General features: G+C 62.1%; 20 protein-coding genes. 8 read left to right on the top strand and 12 right to left on the bottom strand.

Annotated features, from left to right (window positions below):
• Window positions 1-24: 24 nt before the first annotated feature.
• From tsaB to fabV, 7 genes are all read right to left on the bottom strand, one after another.
• Window positions 25-714, bottom strand: a complete 690-nt coding sequence (gene tsaB, locus DOM36_RS09295; RefSeq protein WP_075570420.1) for a tRNA (adenosine(37)-N6)-threonylcarbamoyltransferase complex dimerization subunit type 1 TsaB — start codon at window positions 712-714, stop codon at window positions 25-27.
• A 109-nt stretch (window positions 715-823) separates the two neighbouring features.
• On the bottom strand, window positions 824-1,480 hold the full coding sequence (adk, locus tag DOM36_RS09300) for an adenylate kinase (RefSeq protein WP_110642848.1): 657 nt from the start codon (window positions 1,478-1,480) through the stop codon (window positions 824-826).
• 207 nt (window positions 1,481-1,687) lie between these two features.
• Complete coding sequence (gene aceF, locus DOM36_RS09305; RefSeq protein WP_110642850.1) at window positions 1,688-3,817, bottom strand: dihydrolipoyllysine-residue acetyltransferase; 2,130 nt, start codon at window positions 3,815-3,817, stop codon at window positions 1,688-1,690.
• 111 nt (window positions 3,818-3,928) lie between these two features.
• Window positions 3,929-6,619, bottom strand: a complete 2,691-nt coding sequence (gene aceE, locus DOM36_RS09310; RefSeq protein ID WP_075570423.1) for a pyruvate dehydrogenase (acetyl-transferring), homodimeric type — start codon at window positions 6,617-6,619, stop codon at window positions 3,929-3,931.
• Window positions 6,620-6,996: 377 nt separating this feature from the next.
• On the bottom strand, window positions 6,997-7,620 hold the full coding sequence (ampD, locus tag DOM36_RS09315; RefSeq protein ID WP_110642852.1) for a 1,6-anhydro-N-acetylmuramyl-L-alanine amidase AmpD: 624 nt from the start codon (window positions 7,618-7,620) through the stop codon (window positions 6,997-6,999).
• On the bottom strand, window positions 7,620-8,606 hold the full coding sequence (locus DOM36_RS09320) for a GlxA family transcriptional regulator (protein WP_110642854.1): 987 nt from the start codon (window positions 8,604-8,606) through the stop codon (window positions 7,620-7,622). The genes ampD and DOM36_RS09320 overlap by 1 nt, the downstream gene beginning before the upstream one ends.
• A 33-nt stretch (window positions 8,607-8,639) precedes the next feature.
• Window positions 8,640-9,839 carry an enoyl-ACP reductase FabV gene (fabV, locus tag DOM36_RS09325; RefSeq protein ID WP_075570426.1) on the bottom strand — a complete coding sequence of 400 codons (1,200 nt, stop codon included), beginning with the start codon at window positions 9,837-9,839 and terminating at the stop codon, window positions 8,640-8,642.
• Window positions 9,840-10,131: 292 nt separating this feature from the next.
• On the opposite strand from fabV, the gene DOM36_RS09330 reads away from it, so the two are divergent.
• Window positions 10,132-10,539, top strand: a complete 408-nt coding sequence (locus tag DOM36_RS09330) for a hypothetical protein (RefSeq protein ID WP_110642856.1) — start codon at window positions 10,132-10,134, stop codon at window positions 10,537-10,539.
• 7 nt (window positions 10,540-10,546) lie between these two features.
• On the opposite strand, the gene DOM36_RS09335 is transcribed toward DOM36_RS09330, so the two are convergent.
• Together DOM36_RS09335 and DOM36_RS09340 are read right to left on the bottom strand one after the other, a co-directional pair.
• Window positions 10,547-11,041, bottom strand: coding sequence for a glutathione peroxidase (locus DOM36_RS09335; RefSeq protein WP_075570428.1), 495 nt, complete (start codon window positions 11,039-11,041; stop codon window positions 10,547-10,549).
• Between the two features lie 4 nt (window positions 11,042-11,045).
• Window positions 11,046-11,552 carry an NUDIX domain-containing protein gene (locus tag DOM36_RS09340; RefSeq protein ID WP_110642858.1) on the bottom strand — a complete coding sequence of 169 codons (507 nt, stop codon included), beginning with the start codon at window positions 11,550-11,552 and terminating at the stop codon, window positions 11,046-11,048.
• A 206-nt stretch (window positions 11,553-11,758) separates the two neighbouring features.
• Here DOM36_RS09340 and DOM36_RS09345 point away from each other — a divergent pair, with 206 nt between their 5' ends.
• Window positions 11,759-13,417 carry an acyl-CoA dehydrogenase family protein gene (locus DOM36_RS09345; protein WP_110642860.1) on the top strand — a complete coding sequence of 553 codons (1,659 nt, stop codon included), beginning with the start codon at window positions 11,759-11,761 and terminating at the stop codon, window positions 13,415-13,417.
• Window positions 13,418-13,439: 22 nt separating this feature from the next.
• Here DOM36_RS09345 and DOM36_RS09350 read toward each other — a convergent pair whose 3' ends face one another.
• Entirely contained in the window at window positions 13,440-14,048 is a 609-nt protein-coding gene (locus DOM36_RS09350) for a LysE family translocator (protein ID WP_110642862.1), read from the bottom strand.
• A gap of 174 nt (window positions 14,049-14,222) precedes the next feature.
• Between DOM36_RS09350 and DOM36_RS09355 the strand changes: the two genes are divergently transcribed.
• On the top strand, window positions 14,223-14,546 hold the full coding sequence (locus DOM36_RS09355) for a DUF883 family protein (RefSeq protein WP_110642864.1): 324 nt from the start codon (window positions 14,223-14,225) through the stop codon (window positions 14,544-14,546).
• A gap of 159 nt (window positions 14,547-14,705) precedes the next feature.
• Window positions 14,706-15,116 carry a carboxymuconolactone decarboxylase family protein gene (locus DOM36_RS09360; RefSeq protein ID WP_075570433.1) on the top strand — a complete coding sequence of 137 codons (411 nt, stop codon included), beginning with the start codon at window positions 14,706-14,708 and terminating at the stop codon, window positions 15,114-15,116.
• Between the two features lie 214 nt (window positions 15,117-15,330).
• Here DOM36_RS09360 and DOM36_RS09365 read toward each other — a convergent pair whose 3' ends face one another.
• Entirely contained in the window at window positions 15,331-16,176 is an 846-nt protein-coding gene (locus DOM36_RS09365; RefSeq protein WP_348626396.1) for a Crp/Fnr family transcriptional regulator, read from the bottom strand.
• Window positions 16,177-16,410: 234 nt separating this feature from the next.
• Here DOM36_RS09365 and DOM36_RS09370 point away from each other — a divergent pair, with 234 nt between their 5' ends.
• A complete protein-coding gene (locus DOM36_RS09370; protein ID WP_110642867.1) occupies window positions 16,411-16,620 on the top strand; it encodes a hypothetical protein in 210 nt (69 codons plus the stop codon).
• A gap of 51 nt (window positions 16,621-16,671) precedes the next feature.
• On the opposite strand, the gene DOM36_RS09375 is transcribed toward DOM36_RS09370, so the two are convergent.
• Entirely contained in the window at window positions 16,672-17,286 is a 615-nt protein-coding gene (locus DOM36_RS09375) for a hypothetical protein (RefSeq protein ID WP_110642869.1), read from the bottom strand.
• 719 nt (window positions 17,287-18,005) lie between these two features.
• Here DOM36_RS09375 and DOM36_RS09380 point away from each other — a divergent pair.
• From DOM36_RS09380 to DOM36_RS09390, 3 genes are read left to right on the top strand one after another with little or no spacing between them, the layout of a single operon-like run.
• Window positions 18,006-19,151: an acyl-CoA dehydrogenase gene (locus tag DOM36_RS09380; protein WP_198651249.1), complete on the top strand. Its 1,146-nt coding sequence runs from the start codon at window positions 18,006-18,008 to the stop codon at window positions 19,149-19,151.
• A complete protein-coding gene (locus DOM36_RS09385; RefSeq protein ID WP_110642870.1) occupies window positions 19,151-19,942 on the top strand; it encodes a PIG-L family deacetylase in 792 nt (263 codons plus the stop codon). Before DOM36_RS09380 ends, DOM36_RS09385 begins: the two co-directional genes overlap by 1 nt.
• The gene (locus tag DOM36_RS09390; RefSeq protein ID WP_198651251.1) at window positions 19,939-20,544 is read left to right on the top strand and encodes a class I SAM-dependent methyltransferase; all 606 of its coding nucleotides are present in this window, start codon (window positions 19,939-19,941) and stop codon (window positions 20,542-20,544) included. The genes DOM36_RS09385 and DOM36_RS09390 overlap by 4 nt, the downstream gene beginning before the upstream one ends.
• The last annotated feature ends 9 nt before the right edge of the window (window positions 20,545-20,553 follow it).

Here is a 20,553-nt window from a genome sequence, read left to right on the forward strand (position 1 = left end):
TCGCCATCGTGGACCTCGATCTTGTCACGCCTTGCGCCACGCCACCTCATCACGCAGATAGACGGGTATTACCTCGTGAGGCGCGTTACCACGCGCGCCACGCTCCCATGAGGCAACGGCCAGACGTGCGATATCCTCCGCCGCCGGCAGTTCGTCGGGGAGGGTTTGAGCCAATGTAGCGTGTACATCGACAGGTATATTAGACAAAAGTTGCCAACCGCTGCCTATCCCCAACCACTCGATGCCGCGGTCGGATGGCGGCAGTCGCAGCTTCGACGGCGGCATGACACGCTCTTCGAGGGCTACGGTCAGCGCCCCCTCGAGACAGTGATAGGCACCCACGTAGATCTCGTCCATGCGGGCGTCGAGCGCGGCGATGACATGGCGGGCATGCCATTTGCGATGCGCCGCCAGCGCCAGCGCCTCCAGCGTCGAGATACCCATCAGCGGCAGATCGGCACCGTAGGCGAGCCCTTGCGCGACACCGGCCGCGATCCGCAGACCGGTGAAAGAGCCCGGCCCTTGTCCATACGCGATCGCATCGAGCTGGCCAAGCGACACGCCGGCTTGCGCCAAAACGTCGTCGATCATCGGCAGTAGTAGACGGGTATGCTCTCGCGGCGCGATCTCGAAACGCTGAACGATGAGTCGATCCTGGATCAGGGCACAGGAGCAGGCAGTAGAAGAGGCGTCCAGCGCCAGCAACGTCGGCATCGGTTTCCCGGGGAATGGCAGCAAAGAGAAGTCAGCGAGTATAGCGTATCGAGGCGTCGAAACGATCGCTCCGCCAAGTGGCGGAGCGAAAGTCGGAGCCGGGTGGGAGTCAGGCTTTCAGCGCCGCCAATACCTGTTCGCGAATCTCGTCGACACTGCCGATGCCCGCGATGCGGTGATAAGCCGGCGCAGCTTCGGCATCCTTGGCCGCCCACGCCTGATAGTACCCGACCAGAGGCTCGGTCTGATCGTGATAGACCGAAAGACGGTGGCGAACCGTTTTCTCGCTGTCGTCTTCGCGCTGGATCAGCGGCTCGCCGGTGACGTCATCCTTGCCCTCTTCCTGGGGCGGCTTGTAGTCAACGTGATAGACACGGCCCGAGTCGGGATGAACGCGACGCCCCGAGAGACGATTGACGATCTCTTCGTCGTCGACCGCGATCTCCACCACATGATCGAGCTTGATACCGGCATCCTTCATCGCATCCGCCTGCGGCAGCGTGCGCGGGAAGCCGTCGAACAGAAAACCGTTGGCACAATCGGGCTGCGCAATGCGCTCCTTGACCAGCGCTATAATCAGATCATCCGACACCAACGCGCCGCTGTTCATGGTCTCCTTGACCTTGAGCCCCAGCTCGCTGCCTTCTTTCACTGCGGCACGCAACATGTCACCGGTAGAGATCTGCGGAATATGGAAGTGCTCGCAGATGAACTGGGCTTGGGTACCCTTGCCAGCGCCGGGGGCGCCCAAGAGGATCAAACGCATTGATACGGCTCCTTGAAGAATGGTGTTGGTTTTTGGAAGGGTCGGTGACGTTGAAGATGTAACGCAGAAGACACCGTCAATGGCTCAAGACGATACCTGCCGTTCGAGGAGCGCACAAGACTCGACTGCCCTCACGCTGCACCTGTCGACAAAAACGCCAACGGCCCCCGAAGGAGCCGCTGGCGTTCGACAGACCCGCTTGCCGTATCAGACCAGCATGCGGCGAATATCGGTCAGCACCTGCGCCAGAAAGGCAGTGAAGCGTGCCGCGTCGGCGCCATTGACCGCACGGTGGTCGTAGGAGAGAGACAGCGGCAGCATCAGGCGCGGCTCGAAGTCGCTACCGTTCCAGACCGGCTTCATCGACGACTTGGAAACACCCAGAATCGCTACCTCCGGCGTGTTGACGATTGGCGTGAAGGCCGTACCACCGATCGAACCGAGGCTCGAGATGGTGAAACTGGCGCCGCTCATTTCCTCGCGGGACAGCTTCTTGTTCTGCGCCTTCTTGGCCAACTCGACCGACTCCTTGGCCAGATCGATCAAGGATTTCCTGTCGGCATCGCGGATCACCGGCACCATCAAACCATCCGGCGTATCGACCGCAACGCCGATATGCACGTAATGCTTGATGACCAGCTTGTCGCCGTCCGGATGCAGGCTCGAGTTGAACTGCGGGAACTTGCGCAGCGCATAGGCACACGCCTTGATCATGAACGGCAGCGGCGTCAGCTTGGCACCCTGAGACTCGGCTTCCGCCTTCATCGACTTGCGGAACGCTTCCAGCTCGGTGATATCGGCTTCGTCGAACTGGGTAACGTGCGGCACGTTGAGCCAACTGCGGTGCAGGTTGTTGGCGCCCGCCCGCATCAGGCGACTCATCGGCTTCTCTTCGACCTCGCCGAACTGGCTGAAATCGATCGCCGGAACCTGCGGAATACCCGCCACGCCAGTCGCCGGAGCTGCCGAGGCACCCCCGCCGCTCTTGCGCTGTTTCATCACCTGCTTGACGAAGCCGTCGACGTCGTCCTTCAGGATCCGACCCTTGGGACCGGAACCCTTGATTTCGCCGAGCTCGACACCCAGCTCGCGGGCCAGTTTACGTACCGCCGGACCGGCATGAACGTGGGCACCTTCGGATTTGTCATCGCCATGCTTGTGGCGCGCTTCCGGGCTGGGCTCACCGCTGACGTCTTTCTGCGCCTGGGCGTCGGATGACTTGTCGGCCTTGGACGTCTTTTCGGCGTCGGACTTGGCCGGTGCCGGTTTGGACTCGTCGCTTTTGTTCGAGGAAGACTTCTTCTTCGCCGGCGTCTTGGCACCCACCATCTGGACGTAACCGATCAGATCGCCTTCCGAAACGCTGTCCCCTTCCTTGACCGCGACCTCGACGATCTTACCCTTGTACGGGCTCGGCACGTCCATCGACGCCTTGTCGGATTCCAGCGTGATCAAGGTGTCTTCTTCGTTGATCTCGTCGCCTTCACTGATCGCGACTTCGATGATCTCGACGCCATCGCTACCGCCGATATCGGGTACGCGAATCTCCTTGCGACCGCCTTCGTCGCCGCCCTGATCATCATCGTCCTGATCTTGGGACGCCTGACCTTCGCCGCCATCGTCCGCTTCGGCGTCGGCGGATTCGTCTTCCGCCGTCGCGTCTTCGCCATCGTCCTCTTCGGCGCCCTCATCGGCGACTTCCATGGTACCGATCAGGTCGCCCTCGGAGACGCTGTCGCCCTCCTTGATCGAAAGCGAAACGATCTTGCCACTGTAGGGGCTGGGTACGTCCATCGAGGCCTTGTCGGACTCGAGCGTGATCAGCGTGTCTTCTTCGCTGATCTCGTCGCCCTCGCTGACGGCCACTTCGATGATCTCGACACCATCACCGCCACCGATGTCCGGCACCTTCACTTCGACGGTGCGCTTGCCACCACCGGAGGATTTCTTCTTCGGCGCGGCCTTCACGGGCTCTGCCGAGTCCTTGTCTGAAGACTTGGCGTCGTCTTTCGGCTCGTTGTCGCGGTCGGATGCGGCGTCGTTCCGCGACGTCTCGCCATCGGCATCCGACGCATCGTCACCCTGATCGTCGCCAGCCCCTTCGGCTTCGAGTTCGAGGATGTCGTCGCCTTCGGAGACGGTGTCGCCCTCCTTGACCAGAATCTTGACGACCTTGCCACCTTTCGGTGCGGGAACGTCCATGCTGGCCTTGTCGGACTCCAGCGTGATCATGGTGTCTTCGGCGGAGATGACATCGCCAACGCTCACCGCGATCTCGATGATTTCGACATCGTCGCTGCCGCCGATGTCGGGAACTTTGATGATTTCGCTACTCAAGGTCGCGCTCCTTTAATCATCTGCCAACCTGCCTCGGGGGCAGGTCGGCTAATTCAGGCAATCTGGCCGCCGCCCTTCATCGGCGACGGCACCCTGACGTGATCCGCCAGTTCAAGACACCAGAGGGCTGGGCTTGGCGGGGTCGATGCCGTACTTCTTCATGGCATCATTGACGACCTTGACGTCGATCTCGCCGCGATTGGCCAGCGCACGCAGTGCCTGAATCGTCACGTAGTAGCGGTCGACCTCGAAGAAGCGACGCAGCTGCTCACGAGTGTCCGAGCGGCCGAAGCCATCCGTGCCGAGCACGTGGAAGTCATTCGGAACCCAGGCGCGAATCTGATCGGCGTAGAGCTTCATGTAGTCGGTCGAGGCGATGACCGGCCCTTCGGTTCCGTCGAGCTGCTGCACCACCCACGGCTTCTCGCGATTTTCATCGTAGTCGAGGAACTGCTGACGGTCGTACTCGAGCGCTTCGCGACGCAGTTCGTTGAAACTGGTCACGCTCCAGACATCGGCAACCACGCCATGATCTTCTGCCAGCAGCTCCGCGGCCGCCTCGACTTCGCGCAGGATCGTGCCGCTGCCCATTAGCTGGACGCGCGGCTGCTTCTTCTTGCCGGAAACCTTGCCCTCCTGCAACCGGTACATACCGCGAACGATACCTTCCTCGCTACCTTCCGCCATTTCGGGGTGCGAGTAGTTTTCGTTCATCACGGTCAGGTAGTAGAAGCAGCTCTCCTTGTCCTGGAACATCCGCTTGAGGCCGTCCTGCAGGATCACCGCCAGCTCGTGCCCGTAGCACGGGTCATAGGCGCGGCAGCTCGGCACGGTGGACATCAGGATATGACTGTGGCCGTCCTGGTGCTGCAGGCCTTCGCCGTTGATGGTGGTTCGCCCGGCGGTCCCGCCGACCATGAAACCACGCGCCTGCAGGTCGCCAGCGGCCCACACCAGATCACCGATGCGCTGGTAGCCGAACATCGAGTAGTAGACGTAGAACGGAATCAGCGGCAGATGATGGTTGGCGTACGACGTCGCCGCCGCGATCCACGCCGACATGGAACCGGCTTCGGTGATGCCTTCCTCGAGGATCTGACCCTTCTTGTCCTCGCGGTAATACATGATCTGACCGGCATCCATCGGCTCGTACTTCTGGCCTTCGGCGGCGTAGATCCCGAGCTGACGGAACATGCCTTCCATCCCGAACGTTCGCGCTTCGTCGGGAATGATCGGCACCACGCGGGAACCCAGCTGCTTGTGCTTGACCAGACCGTTGAGCACGCGCACGAACGACATCGTGGTCGAGACTTCACGATCGCCGGAGCCTTTCAACTGAGCCGCGAACATCTTGTCGTCGAGACCGGGGATTTCCATCGCCTCGAAGTCGGGTTTCCGCGCCGGCAGGAAGCCACCGAGCTTCTCGCGCTGGAGATGCAGGTACTTCATCTCCGGGCTGTCGTCTTCGGGCTTGTAGTACGGGATATCGCCGCTTTCGATCTGCTTGTCGGAAACCGGGATGCCGAACCGATCGCGGAAGGCCTTGAGCGCGTCGACGTCCATCGACTTGATCTGGTGGGCTTCCATATCGGCTTCGCCGTGACCGCCACCCATGCCGTAACCCTTGACGGTATGCGCCAGAATCACGGTGGGACGACCATTGGCCTTGTTGACCGCTTCGTGGTACGCCGCGTAGACCTTCTGCGGATCGTGGCCGCCGCGGTTGAGACGGAAGACCTCCTCGTCGGAGTAGTCCTTGACCATCTCGGCGGTTTCGTCGTACTTGCCGAAGAAGTTGTCGCGCGTGTACTTGCCGCCCTGAGCCTTGTAGTTCTGGTACTCGCCGTCGACCGCCTCGTCCATGCGCTTTTGCAGCATGCCCTTGGTGTCCTTCTCGAACAGCGGGTCCCACAGACCGCCCCAGACCACCTTGATCACGTTCCAGCCGGCACCGCGGAAGACGCCCTCGAGCTCGTCGATGACCCGCGAGTTGCCGCGCACCGGACCGTCGAGACGCTGCAGGTTGCAATTGATGACGAAGATCAGGTTGTCGAGCTTTTCGCGGCTCGCCAGATGCAGCGCACCCAGGGATTCCGGCTCGTCGCATTCGCCGTCACCCAGGAACGCCCAGACCTTGCGGTCCTTCATGTCTTCCATCTCGCGCGAGTGCAGATACTTCATCACGTGAGCCTGGTAGATCGACTGGATAGGCCCCAGACCCATGGAAACGGTCGGGAACTGCCAGTAGTCCGGCATCAGGTACGGGTGTGGATAGGACGGCAGCGAATCGCCATCCACTTCCTGACGGAAGTTGTCCATCTGCTCCTGGGTCAGCCGGCCTTCCAGGAACGAACGTGCATAGATACCGGGGGTGACGTGCCCCTGGATATAAAGCAGATCGCCCTTGTGGTCACCGTTATCGGCGCGGAAGAAGTGATTGAAACCGACTTCGTAGAGCGTGGCGCTGGACTGGTAACTGGCGATATGGCCGCCCAACCCCTTGTGTTTCTTGTTCGCCCGCAGCACCTGCACCATGGCGTTCCAGCGAATCGCCGAGCGGATCTTGCGCTCGATGAACATGTCGCCGGGAATCTTGGCTTCACGATGCTTGGGAATGGTATTGCGGTGCGGCGTGGTACCGGAAAACGGCGGTGAAGAACCGTCGCGACGCAGACGATCCGCCAGCCGGCTCAAGATATACCGAGCGCGCTCTTCGCCCTCATGCTCGACGACCGAGGCCAGGGAATCCAACCATTCCGTGGTTTCGACCGGATCGAGATCTTCTCGTGTCTCCAGACTCATAGACAACTCTCCGAATGGGAAAAGGTTTGCCATTCGCCCGGCCATGGCGGGTAGCCGCAGCGGGGCTTGGGAATATGCGCTCTTCGGTGCCGGCGCAGCTCTTGTAGGGCCGCTTTCCGAGATTTATTGGCTGTAATTGAACTACAGCGGGCGTGCGTGACGCGAGAAATCAGGCGAAGAAGATACCGCAAACGCCCGCATCTGCCAATTCACGGACGCATCGATTGTGCTGGAGAATGCGCCGAAATACCGCAACATCAGTCGCTTAGCGAACAATCACCCAGACAGAAATGAGTCTGCGCTTCATGTCGCCAATTTACCGACGCCACGAATGTCGCAGCGATCCGGATGTATCACGCCACGCACAAGCATAGCTTTCAAACGCTCTCTGTCAGGCAGCGACGCAGGTAGGCCCAATCGAAGGCGGGGCCCGGATCCGTCTTGCGCAGCGGCGCGATGTGCGCATGACCGGTCAACCGCGACGTGGTGATCGCAGGGTAGTGCTGAATCAATGCCCGCAACACATCTGCCAGCGCACGATACTGCGCCTCCCGATAGGGGGTCTCGTCGGCCCCCTCGAGTTCGATGCCGATGGTGAAATCATTGAGACCCTGGCGCCATCGTGCCTTGCCTGCCCGATCGACATCCCGCCAGCGCGACTTGCCGGCGTGCCAGGCACGACGGTCGAACGCCACGAACTGGACACACTCGCCGTCGCGTCGAATCAGCAGATGAGCCGACACTCGCAGCGACGCGATCGTCGCGAACGCCGGATGCCAGGCGGGATCTAGGGTATTGGTGAAAAGCCGTTCGATGGCGTCACCGCCGAACTTGCCTGGCGGCAGACTGATACCGTGCAGAACGACCGCAGAGACCTCCCCCGCCGGCCTATCGTTGGCGTTGGGTGACACCACCCGTCGCGCCGAGCTCAGCCAGTGATCGTCGATTCCGGACGGGGCGTCGATCCCGGACTGGCCGTCGATTCCACGCTGTTGCGACATCACGTTTCGACTCCCCCATGGCCCAGTCGCTCATCCCGCGGACTGATGCCGAAATGATGACGATAGGCCGTGGAAAAATGCGCGCCCGACGAAAAACCGTGAGCCAGCGCGATCTCTCCCACCGCCTGATCGCTCTCTCGCAGCAACCTGCGCGCCTGCTGCAAGCGCAGATTCAAGTAGTAGCGACTGGGCACGGCCTGCAGATGTTTCTTGAACAATCGTTCCAGCTGGCGCCGGGAGATACCCAGGTGCGCCGACAGCTCATGGGTCGTCAGCGGTTCCTCGATATTGGCTTCCATCAAGGCCACCGCATCGATCAGGCTCTGCGGCGCATGCCCCAGCCGTGAGCGCAGCGGGATCTGCTGCGGCTCGTCGGCCATGCGGATCCGCTCGCAGACGAAATGCTCGGAGATCTTCTGGGCCAGTCCGGCACCTTGCTGCTGGCCGATCAGCGTCATCAACATGTCCATCGCCGCGGTGCCGCCCCCACAGGTGAGGCGGTTGCGGTCGATCTCGAACAGCTGATGCGATACGTGAATCGTCGGAAATGTCCGCGCGAACGCATCGGCACTGGCGTAGGGAATCGAGGCCCGGTAGCCGTCCAGCACGCCGGCTCTCGCCAGCCAGTGCGTGCCGCCGGCAATACCGCCCAGCATCACGCCCCGACTCGCCAGACGATGAAGCCAGTGAATCAGCGGTCCGCGCTCCTCCCCTGCGGCAACCGGCCAACCCGGCGTGGGAGCGCAGACGAACAGCATGTCGAGATGGCGCGCATCGCTGCCGGCGACGCTCTCCGGCGAAAGCGCCAGCTCCGCCACGCTTTTCACCGATCGACCATCGATACCGAAGGTGGTCGTGGTGTAGAGCCGCCGCTCCGACAGCGTGTTGGCGATGATCAGCGGCTCGATGGCACAGGCCTGCGCCAGCAGGGAAAAGCCGGGGAGCATGACGAACCCCACCTGGCGCGGGGTGTCCTGTGCGTTCATGGTTGATGTGTCATGCAGCAGAGCGCGGCGCGATCAAACCTGAACGACGTCGAATGTCACCAGCGGATCGACATCGGCGTCGTAATCCACATCATCGCGCTCGAAGCCGAACAGCTTGAGAAATTCATGCTTGTAGCCGGCGTAGTCGGTCAGCGCGAACAGGTTGTCGCTGGTCACCTGCGGCCAAAGATCCTTGCATGCCTGCTGGATATCGTCGCGGAGCTCCCAGTCATCCAGACGCACGCGTCCGGCTTCGTCCAGCTCGGGCTCGCCGTCGGCATACAGACGCTCGCCGAACAGGCGGTTGAGCTGGTCGATGGTGCCTTCGTGGACGCCCTGCTCTTTCATGACCTTGTAGACCATGGAAATGTAGAGCGGCATCACCGGTATCGCGGCACTGGCCTGGGTCACCACGGACTTGAGCACGGCCACGTTGGCGCCGCCACCGGTCGCCTTGAGGCGTTGATCGATTTCGCTCGCCGCGCGGTCGAGATCCTCTTTCGCCTTGCCCAACGCCCCATGCCAGTAGATCGGCCAGGTAATGTCGGTGCCGATGTAGCTGAACGCCACGGACCTGGCACCCGGCGCCAGCACGCCCGCCTTGTCCAGCGCGTCCATCCACAGCTCCCAGTCCTGGCCACCCATCACCTCGATGGTATCGGCCACTTCCTGCTCGGTCGCCGGCTCCACGGAGGCCTGGGTAATCGTATCCTTGTTGGTGTCGATGGCGGTCGCCGTGTAGGTCTCGCCGATCGGCTTGAGGCTGGAGCGCTTGAGCTCGCCGCTGTCCGGCAGCTTGCGCACCGGCGAGGCCAGCGAGTAGATCACCAGATCGATCTGCCCCATGTCTTCCCGGATCAGCTCGATCGCCTTGTCGCGAACCTCATGGGAAAACGCGTCGCCGTTGATCGACTTGCTGTAGAGACCTTCGGCCTTGGCGAACTTGTCGAACGCCGCCGAGTTGTACCAGCCGGCCGTGCCGGGCTTGGTCTCGGTCGCGGGCTTTTCGAAGAACACGCCCAGCGTATCGGCGCCGTAACCGAAAGCCGCCGTGATGCGAGCCGCCAGGCCATATCCGCTGGAAGCGCCGATGACCAGCACGTTGCGCGGGCCGGCCTTTTCACCGCTCAGGTTGGCGCGAGTGGTCTCGATCTGTTCGAGTACGTTGCGCTCGCAGCCGAGCGGATGCGTCGTGGTACAGATGAAACCGCGAACCTTGGGCTTGATGATCACGTCTAACCTCGTCTTCTTGAGCCGAAACGGAAGCCCCGGCGACATTCACCGGGAGCTGGCATGGATCGAATTCTATCAGGTCGAATGCTGTCCGGGCGCATTCTAACAGGGTGGCAAAACCGGGGGCGAACTCGTGACATGCGGCTGTCAGTTGATCGTCGCCGACGCCTCGTCGATCATAGTTCAATAGCGCGCCCCCGACGGTGGCGCGCATCGGGCTTGTCACGTCACCGCGCGTATTCGAAGATGACCGGCCGCAAGCCGAGCCAGCCCAGAGAGCAGAGAAAGCCCCATGCATCACGAGCAAGAGATCGAAGATCTGGTCGTCAAGCGCGGTGCGCTATGGCTGGCACTGTCACCGCTGTGGCTCGAGCGCGACCCCCGCGAGTCCGAATACGCTCGCATGATTCGGGAGGTCGACGCCAGCGAGCTGACGCTGCAACAGCTGGAGTGGGTCTATCGGCTGGAGATGTCGCCGGTCATGGCGCGCTACCAGCTATCGATGGCGGGGGAATGGCGCGCTTTCGACGAAACCGTGCTGCTGACGCGCCTGGTTCGCCACAATCGCAAGCTCGCCGGCTGGCGCAAGGCCACCTGGTCGCTGTTCTCCGGCTTGACGACGATGATGAGCCGCCCGCGCTTCAACGAACTGGCCATGCGGGTCATGGTCGCCCGCGGCGAGCATCCGCCGCGGAGATGACGCCGACTCAGGCCGAGAATGGCGTCTCCAGCGCCGCTTCGATGGCAGGGCGCAGTGCTCGCGGCACGTCTCGCGGGCCGAAGCGACGAATGATCTGGCCGTCACGACCCACCAGAAACTTGGTGAAATTCCACTTGATGGGCGTACTTCCCAGCACCCCGGGCGCCTGGCGTCGCAGATGTCTGAACAGCGGATGTGCGTCGCGGCCGTTGACCTTGACCTTCTCCATCAGCGGAAACGTCACCGCGTAGCGCTGTTCACAGAATGCCCCGAACATGGCCGAGGACTCCGGTGACTGGCGGGCAAACTGATTGCACGGGAATGCCAGCACGGTGAACCCCTGGTCGCGATATTCGCGGTAGAGTTTTTCCAGCCCTTCCATCTGCGGAGTGAAGCCGCAGCGGCTGGCGACGTTGACGACCAGCAGCACCTGACCCCGCAGCGCGCGCAGATTGAAGGCTTCGCCGGTGTGGGTCCGGCAGTCTTGCGTATAGAACGACATCGTTTCACCAGTGATCGAAATCGATGGCTTTCGACAGTGCCATTCGCGTATCCGGCGTCGCCTTTTCCAGCGCCAGCGCCTCGGGTATCGACAGCCAGCGTACGGCAGCCACCTCCTCCGGCTGCAGGCAGAGTGGCCCGCCGTAGTTCACCCAGTAGAGGCTGCCGTAGAGATTCAGCCCGGCTTCCCGGAACACGAATTCTCCCCCACTTATCAGCTCGACGCCACGAACGCCGAGCTCCTCGAACAGCTCCCGCCTTGCCGCCGGCCGAGAGGCCTCCCCTGCCGCCACCACCCCACCGGCGGCCAGATCGAACCAGCCCGGGTGCGTTTCCTTGATCGAGGTTCGCTGCTGCACGCAGATCTCCCCCTTCACGTTGCGCACGACGATGTACGTTGCCCGATGCCAGCAGTTCAGACGCCGCATCATGACTCGCGAGGCACTGCCACAGGGTCGATTGTACGGATCGACGAGCTGAACCTGCTCGTCGGCGATGACGGTCTCGCTCATGAAGACTTACCGGTCGGAAAACGGGTTAGCAGCGTATCACGTGATTCCCGCAATCCGGGTCCCTGGTATTTGAGTGATGTCCTCTGGCTGGCGTTCCGCTCGAGTCGCATCGCTAGAGCCCCGATAGTCGCAGCGCTTTGGTCGAATAGACCGCACAGCGGTAAGTGTCCGGTTTATGCTTGAGCCAGCCAACTCGGAGTCATCCCATGGCCGACTACGCGCCCCGCACCGAACTGACCACGCATCGGGTCGAAAACCAGCCGGGCCCCAACAGCGCAGGCGACCTGTGGCGCTCGGACCGGGCGCTGTGTGATGCCGTCGCGCAGTTCGCGCCGGCCTGGGTGGGGGAGCGTCTCGCAACGCTGGGCCAGCGGCTGGCCTCCTCGGATGTCGCCCGCTGGGGCGAACAGGCCAATCGTTTTCCGCCCCAGCTTCACGCCTTCGACCGCCACGGTCGGCGCCTGGACGAGGTCGACTACCACCCCAGCTACCATGCCCTGATGGATCTCGCGATCGCCGGCGGCTGGCACGCCGTCGCCTGGGAACACGAACATCACGGCGGGCATCAGGCTCACGTCGCCGCACTCTATCTGTTGACCCAGGCCGAACCCGGCTTCTGCTGCCCGATCACCATGACGCACGCGGCGATGCCGGTACTGCGCCAGCTGCGAGACGGCCAGGCGTGGCAGACGCGTCTTCTGGGGCGAGAGTACGACGCCTCGGCCATGCCCGCCTGGCACAAGACGACCAACACCTTCGGCATGGCCATGACCGAAAAACAGGGTGGCAGCGACGTGCGCCGCAACAGCACGCGGGCCCAACCGATCGCGTCGGCGGGTCCGGGCGAATGGTATCGGCTCGACGGTCACAAGTGGTTCTGCAGCGCGCCGATGTCGGATGCCTTCCTGACGCTGGCCCAGACCGACGACGGTCTCTCCTGCTTTCTGGCCCCGCGATTCACCCCGGAAGGCCAGCGTAATGCCATCGAGATTCAACGGCTCAAGGACAAGTGCGGCAACCGCGCCAATGCCTCGGCGGAGATCGAATACGTCGGCGCCTGGGCGCAGCTCGTCGGCGAGCCAGGCCGCGGCGTGCCGGCGATACTGGAGATGGTGCAACAGACCCGGCTGGATGCCGCCACGGCACCGGCGGGCATGATGCGTCAGGCGGTGAGAGAGGTCTGGAGCCACGTGCAGGCGCGGCAGGTCTTCGATCGACGGTTGGCCGATCAGCCGCTGATGCAGCACGTCGTCGCCGATCTGGCGATCGAGGCCGAGGCCAGCCTGCTGCTGGCGATGCGAGGCGCCCGCGCCATGGATCGATCCCTCGACGACGAAGGGGAAGCCGCTCTGGCGCGCCTGCTTCCTGCGCTGGCCAAGTTCTGGCACAACAAGCGCGGCCCGGCGTTCATGGCCGAGGCGATGGAGTGCCTGGGCGGCATCGGCTACGTCGAAGAGACCCCGCTGGCACGGCTCTATCGCGAGGCACCGGTCAACTCGATCTGGGAAGGCTCCGGCAACGTCATCTGTCTGGACGTGCTGAGAATTCTGGACCGCCACCCGGCCAGCATCGAGGCCTTTCGACAGGAGCTGAGTCTGTCGCGCGGCCATCATCCGGCCTTCGACGCTGCCATCGACTCGCTCGAGGCGCGTTTGACGGCCAGCCCCGAACGGCTGCAGGCAGAGGCGCGCTGGCTGACCCAATGCATGGCCCAAACACTGCAGGCCGCCCTGCTGATTCGCCATGCGCCCCGTGCCATCGCGGACACGTTCTGTGCCACGAGGCTGGCAAACGTCTCGCCCATTTTTGGCGTGCTTCCGGCCGGCGCGCCCTTGCCAGCAATTCTCGAGCGCCTGGGCGAATGAGCCACCGTAAGGCAGCGACCGTTCAGCCCATTGCCACTCGAGCCGCCAGTCCCAGCAGCACGATGCCCGTCAATCGATGTATCCACGCGGCGTGTCGCTGCAACCACGGCAGCACGCGGGAGTGGGACAGCAACAGCGCCACCAGCACGTACCAGCCGCCGTCCACCAGCGTCGCGGTGGCGACGATCGACCAGCGTCCGGCCGCGCTCAAGTCGGCGCTGACGAACTGACTCAACAGCGCGACGAAGAACACGATCAGCTTGGGATTGCCCAGTGCCACCAGCAGGCCGTCGCGCATGGCACGGCGCCAATCGCTGGCCTGATCGGAAAAGCTGAAACCGCCGCCGCCGCTGGCCCTGAGCGCCTGAATGCCCATCCACGCCAGATAGAGCGCGCCACCCCAGGTCACCACGCGGTACAGCCACGGCTGATGGACGATGACTGCCGCCAACCCCAGCACCGTCAGCCCCGCGTACAGCCCGACGCCCAGCGCGTGGGTCATGCCGGCGATGACGCCGCAAAGTCGCCCCCCGCCGACGGTGTTCTGCATCACCATGGCCAGGCTGGGGCCGGGCGACATGGCGCCAAGCGCGCAGATCGCCAAAAGAGACAACCAGAGTTGCAACGACACGTTTCGCTCCCCGTCTACCCCATCCAAATCGCACGCCGACTATACCTGACGCTCGCCGATTCGACCGCCGGGCGAGAATCGGATCCGGAAACGCGGACAATTCCGGCGGCGCGGGCACTTCACAGCGACTACGCTGTCATACGCATTCAGGCCCATCCATCAGGGAGGTGAAACATGAGCCTATTCAAACGTGAAGACCGCGAAGCCCGTACCGATCGCATTCGAGACGATCTGCATGACATCGGTGACCAGGGCCAGGCGTTGGGACGTGACTTGCGAGACGACGCCCAGGACGCGATCGAAGAGGCACGCCTGCAGAGCGAGGAACAGTACGCTCGCATGGCGGCAGAAGCGCGTCGCCGCGACCGCCGTTTCAAGCGCTCGGCGAACCAGTCCCTCAACGAGTGCGATCGCTACGTGCATGAAAATCCATGGCCCAGCATCGGCGCCGCCACGCTGGCAGGGGCCGTGATCGGCTTGTTGATCGGTCGCCGTTGACACGCTTTCGACGCCCCGCTCCGCGGGGCGTTTGGTTTCCTGATGACATCTAAACCATAGTTTCACTCTTTAACCGTGATTGAACTTTCCAATCAAAGCTGTGGAAACTTGAGAACGATAGTCGTTTAATCGCATTACACCTGAATTCAGGAGACCGAGATGAACGCTGACAAGTGGCAAACGATCGATGTCAAAAACATCGATAAATCTGCAAGATCCCTGCACGCCTGCTCACTGGATCCGTCCATTCGCTGCCTGGCGGAATTACGCGCCTCCCAGATCAATGGTTGCCTGAGCTGCACGCATTTTCGTCGCGAGCAGGCAGAAGCCCTGGGTATCTCTTCCAGCAAGCTGCAGGCACTGACCGCCTGGGCAGAGTCCGACGAATTCGATGAGCGCGAAAAAGCGGCGCTGGCGTGGTGTGAATCTTTCACCCACTTCCGTCCTGCCAACCCGACGACTCGCAAGCTGGCGCTGAATGCGTTCTCCCCGCGGGAGCTGGCAGATCTGACCATGGCGATCGAAATGACCAGTGCGCTGAGCCGCGCTTCGCGACGCGCAGCGGTCTAGCAGGCACCGTTGCCAGGTGTCATCTCGGCTCGCTCTCGTGACTGACGAGGGCGAGTTTTTCGTGTCTGGCATTCCGCCTCAGATAGCTATCTTTTCGCCACTACCGCCAGGCCCCGCCGGTATAACCACTGTTGGCAAACCCGGATCGCCACTTCGAAAACCGCCCTTGCATGCCGATGGGTTCATGCGTCGTAGAGATCCAGCAGAACCTCGTTCAGACCGTCAGCTCGACGTGGTGATGCAGACAGCCCACGATACTGCCCTCGTTGGCCAACGCCTGCATATCCAGCATATGCACCCAACCCCGCGAAAGCTTGAGCAGCCCTTCCTGTCGAAACGCCGTCAGCGTACGACTGACGTGGACCGGCGACAGCCCCAACGCATCGGCGAGCTGCTGTTGAGACAACGGCAAGCGAAAGCACTCCCCCGGGGTATGACGGTTACGTCGCAGACGGCAGGCAATTTCGAACAGCAGATAGGCCACGCGTTGACGGGCACTGCGACGAGACAGATGCACCAGGCGCTCACTCAACACGGCCTGCTGATAGGAGCAGGCGGCGAAGCAGACCGACATGAGACTCGATGACTCACGGAACAGGTTCAGTAGCTGCCGGGTCGCGACCGGCACGATGGCGCCGTCCTCCAGCATGGCGACGCTAGACGGGCGCTGCTTGAATGCAAAATCACTCAGCCCGATGACATCGCCGGGTAAATAGATCTCGAGAATATGGCGGGTACCACTTTCCAGATAACGGGACGCGTAGGCCCAACCCTTGCGCAAGATATAAAAATCCCGCGCCATATCTCCTTCATGCCACAGTACCTGTCCCTTGATAACGTCAGTCGCAGACCCCTCCAGAGCATCGAGCTGTCGCCGGTCATTGTCGGAGAGTTTTGCATAGTGACTGAAATGGTGGGCAATACATCCTTCCTGCTGACCCATGCACGCTTGCCTTCTTGAATTTTTCAAGCATGACAGCATGTTAGCTGGATCAATTACATAACATCGGTTAGGTAGACAGGGGAAAACCGCCGCCAGGATCACTGGAGCAGCCGCCATCCGGCGTCGACTGGCAACCCGCCAACGGATGATTCAGTGAGGACTTATACTGGGCTCGCGCCGGTGCTCGGGGCTTGATCCTCAAGCGCTGTAGAACTCAGGGGCTTGAAGAGCCCACGACTGACATCGACGACAGCAGCAACAGGTCGCGCCAACCCCGCTCGACCCGACTCCGAATGACCGATATTTTATATTAGAATTGCCTAATTATAAGAAGCGAGACAGGGACTCGAAATGTTCAGCCGCTACATTGTGAAGACCAAGCAGGCCGGTACGCCTCACGAACACTTCATCATTTCCGATACCCATCACCGCAACTGGACCGTGGGCGTGTACCATCGCGAGTACAATGCAAGGCAACGCGTCAAAGAACTCAATGAACTGGAGACGAGCGGCCCCGGCATCTGGAACCGCCCCGCTCGGGACACCTCTCTCGAGGAGTAGCCGGAGACGGGCCCGAGACGCCGATGGAGCCAATGACGCGGTAACAGCTGCTCAGATGGTCGGGCGACTCAGGGTGCCGATCAGATAGAGATCGTGCAGGTAGGCGTCGAGCCGGGAAATGCCATGCGTGATCGCGATCACGACGTAGATGAGCAGCATCAGAACCCACTCGCTGTTCATCCACGCCAGTGACTCCACGGAGACCTGGTAAGCGATCGTGTAGAGACTGAGCCCTCCGAAGAACATCACCACCAGGCAATTGATCAACACCAGCGACAACAGCACCGGCCGACTATCGCTGGTGGGAGGATTGGTATTCCAGGACAGCGGGTGACGAACCCGAACGCGTCCGTTGGAGACGATCTGGCGCTGACGTCGCAGCAGCGCCGCCAGATACTGCGAGGCGTTCGGGCGGGAGGCTGCGGAGAGCACAAGGCCCTGGTCAAAGCGCGCGCCAAACAGCCGGCTGACAAGATCGAGAAAACTCTGGGACTCGCCGGTCGCCGCATACTGCTCGGCCTGTCGTGACAGCTGACCGAGCGGGCTATCGCGATGGGTCTGGCGCTCGTCATCCTCGAAGTTCTGGGCGTAATAGATGTCATAGACCTGATAGACGGAAATCGCGACGCCTACGAAAATCAGCAGGAACATCAATACGCTCAGCATGCTTGTCTACTCCCCAAGGCCTTCTCACGATAAGGCTCATCATAGCAAGTGGGCGTCACCGCAAGCCATGCAGGGAGGTGCGGCAATTGGTCACCGAGGTCGCGCGCGGACCGTCGATGGACGAAAAAGCTGATGCTTTTTTCACGACACATTTCATGCATTGATGACGATGCGAAGTTCAGTGTAGCCGCTGCAGCGGGAAATCTGTCGTCGTCACGCTTTTCACATCGCACTTTACCCTGACGTGCTTATCCCAACGCGCTTATCCCAACGCGCTTATCTCCGTGATCTGTCGAACACCAGGAATAAAGGGAACATCTCAATCGACACCCTCCATCAGTAACATGCCGCCGATAAAGCCCGAGGCACATCTCTTTCTTGGAAAATGCCAAACAAAATCATTAATTTCCCGGCCCATTCCCCGTTCAAAGCATTAATCTGAATAAATAGATTCGATATTAAGGCAGCGTCCTTAATCTGCGTTGCCAACTTGTTTCTGATCGTCGGTTAGCCTCACAGAGTGCCAGGGAACGCCGCCCTTTTTCCGTGACGACAGGCAGCGCCGGTTCCAGCACGCTCATCGGAACTTGCTGGTTTTTCGCTGAGACGGTCGTAGCCTCTTGTGGAGGGATGTTGCCGATCTGGAAATATCCGGTGAGCGTTCAACAACGACTATTCTCATGGATGAATGGGCGCGCCGCCCGACAGGATTGCTAGCCGTGATGCATACCCCGGTGTCGAACGAACTCGACATGCCCTCTCCCGACGAGGTCGAGACGTTGATTCAACTGGCCAAGGAATGGCCCTCACCGGCTGACGAGCCTGAAGTCCTGGCAAACCGATTCGCGCATTTGCTGACGTTGCAGCTTGATCAGCTCCCGTTACCCGCAGGCGGTCGAACGCTGGAGCGGTGGCAGCGCCTGTCGAACGTCGCCAGCCTCGACCTCGGCCTGGCCAAGCTGTTCGAAGGCCATACCGATGCCATGGCTATCCTCGAAGAGATTTCCCGTCCTCGACGCTACCCGGCGACCGCGCGCTGGGCCGTCTGGGCTGCCGAGCCACCGTTCGCCCGACTGACGCTCGCGCCACGAGGACCGCTGCCAATGGCCGACGGTGACCGCGTCGTGCTCAACGGCAAGAAGGCGTGGTGTTCCGGGGCCCATGCGGTGACCCATGCGCTGGTGACGACCTGGTACGAGACAGTTCCCTATCTCGCGGCCGTCGACTTGGCGCAGCCGGGCGTCAGGCTGATGCAGTCGGGCTGGTCCGCCGTGGGTATGGCCGCGACCGCAAGCATCGAGGTTGAGTTCGCTGACGTCGAAGCGACCCTCGTCGGCGGCGCGGAGGCATATCTGCAACGGCCCGGCTTCTGGCATGGAGGTATCGGCGTCGCCGCCTGCTGGTGGGGCGGCGCCGTGCGCATCGGCGACACCCTGCTGGCCGCAACGACCTCCGAGGAGCCACATCGATTGGCCCACCTCGGCATGGTGGACGTGGTTCTCGACAATGGCGCTTCGAGGCTGCGTGATGCTGCAGCCTGGATCGACTGCCATCCTCATCAGGATGCCCGGCATCTTGCGCTGTCGGTGCGCGCCGCTATCGATGACATCGTCTCGACGGTCATCGAGCACGCCGGGCGGGCGCTTGGCGCTGGCCCCTACTGTCGTGACGCAGCGTTCGCCAGAATGGTCGCGGACCTGCCGGTGTTCGTGCGTCAGGCACACGCGGAGCGGGACCTCGAGGCGATAGGACGAAGCCTGCAGCAACGCGCCCGGCAAAATAGCGCCACCGGCACCGAAAAGGCCTGCGCGCCCGATGATAGCGGCCCCAAACATTGCGCGCCCCAGGGATGGAGATTGACGTGATGAGTTCCGATGGCATCAATCCCGATGCAGCGCTGGCCGCCGATGATCGCCGGATACTCGGCACAGGCACGGCGCTCGACGAGTGGAATCAGTGGCCCGGACTTGCCGCCCTCCCCAGGGTCGACGCCGAGACAGTGGCTCCCGCGGGAGCCCGCATCGTCGTCGTCGCCCCACACCCAGACGACGAGATTCTTGGCTGCGGTGCGCTGCTGCAACAGTGGTCGGCACTTGGCCGCGAACTGCTGGTGGTTTCGGTCACCGATGGCACCGGCAGCCATCCAGGCTCCAGCGCGTGGCCGGAAGAACGATTGGGCCAAATAAGGGCGGAAGAGAGTCGGCGAGCGTTATCGCGACTCGGTATCCAGCGCCTGGATGTCATTCGGCTGCATCTCACCGACACCCGGGTCGGCGAAGAGACCCATGAACTGGCCTATCGTCTGCATCAGCTGCTGCGAGCCGATGACGTGATCGTCACCACCTGGCGGGGTGACGGCCACCCGGATCACGAGGCGACGGGGCGGGTCTGTGCCCGGTTGGCGGAGGATCGCAAGCTGGCGCTGATCGAACTGCCCATCTGGATGTGGCATTGGGCCGAGCCGGGCGACAGCCGTGTTCCCTGGCACCGGGCCAGACGCATTGCGGTCGGTACGCCCGAGCTGGCGCGCAAACGAACGGCGATGATCGAGCATGCCAGCCAGTGCGAAGCCGATCCCTCGACCGGCCGGCCGGCGGTCCTCTCGAGTCACACGCTCGCTCGGCTGATGCAGGACCACGAAGTCGTGCTGCTATGAGTGACCCGCGACTGTTGGCACACTTCGAGCGGCTGCATGCCGATTCCATCGATCCCTGGGGGTACGACACCCGCTGGTACGAGGCCCGCAAGCGCGCGCTGACCCTGGCGATGCTGCCTCGCCAGCGCTATCGCCACGGCTTCGAGCCTGGCTGTTCCATCGGCGCCCTGAGCGCGGAACTGATTCAGCGTTGCGACGCCTTTACCGGTTGGGATGCCAGCCCCAGCGCCGTGGCCAGCGCCAGAAGACGCCTCGGCCATCTCGATAACGCCCGCTTCGAACAGCGAACGTTACCCACCGCCTTGCCCGCGTCCACCTTCGATCTCATCGTTTTCAGCGAGGTGGGCTATTACCTGCAGGAGCCAGCATTGGTCGCCACGATCTACAACTTGCAGCGAGCGCTACGACCCTCCGGCGATCTGATCGCCTGTCATTGGCGTCACCCTCTCCAGGACGGCTATCGCTCCGGCGATGCCGTGCATGAACGCTTGCATGACTGCCTCGAACTTCATGCCGTATCGAGCCTGGTGGAACGTGATTTTCGCATCGACCTGTGGTCTCGGGATGCGCTCGATGTGGGACGCTGGGAGGCATTGAAATGACGTTCGCCA

This window comes from Salinicola sp. CPA57 (assembly GCF_003206035.1).
GTDB classification, from domain to species: Bacteria; Pseudomonadota; Gammaproteobacteria; order Pseudomonadales; family Halomonadaceae; genus Salinicola; species Salinicola socius.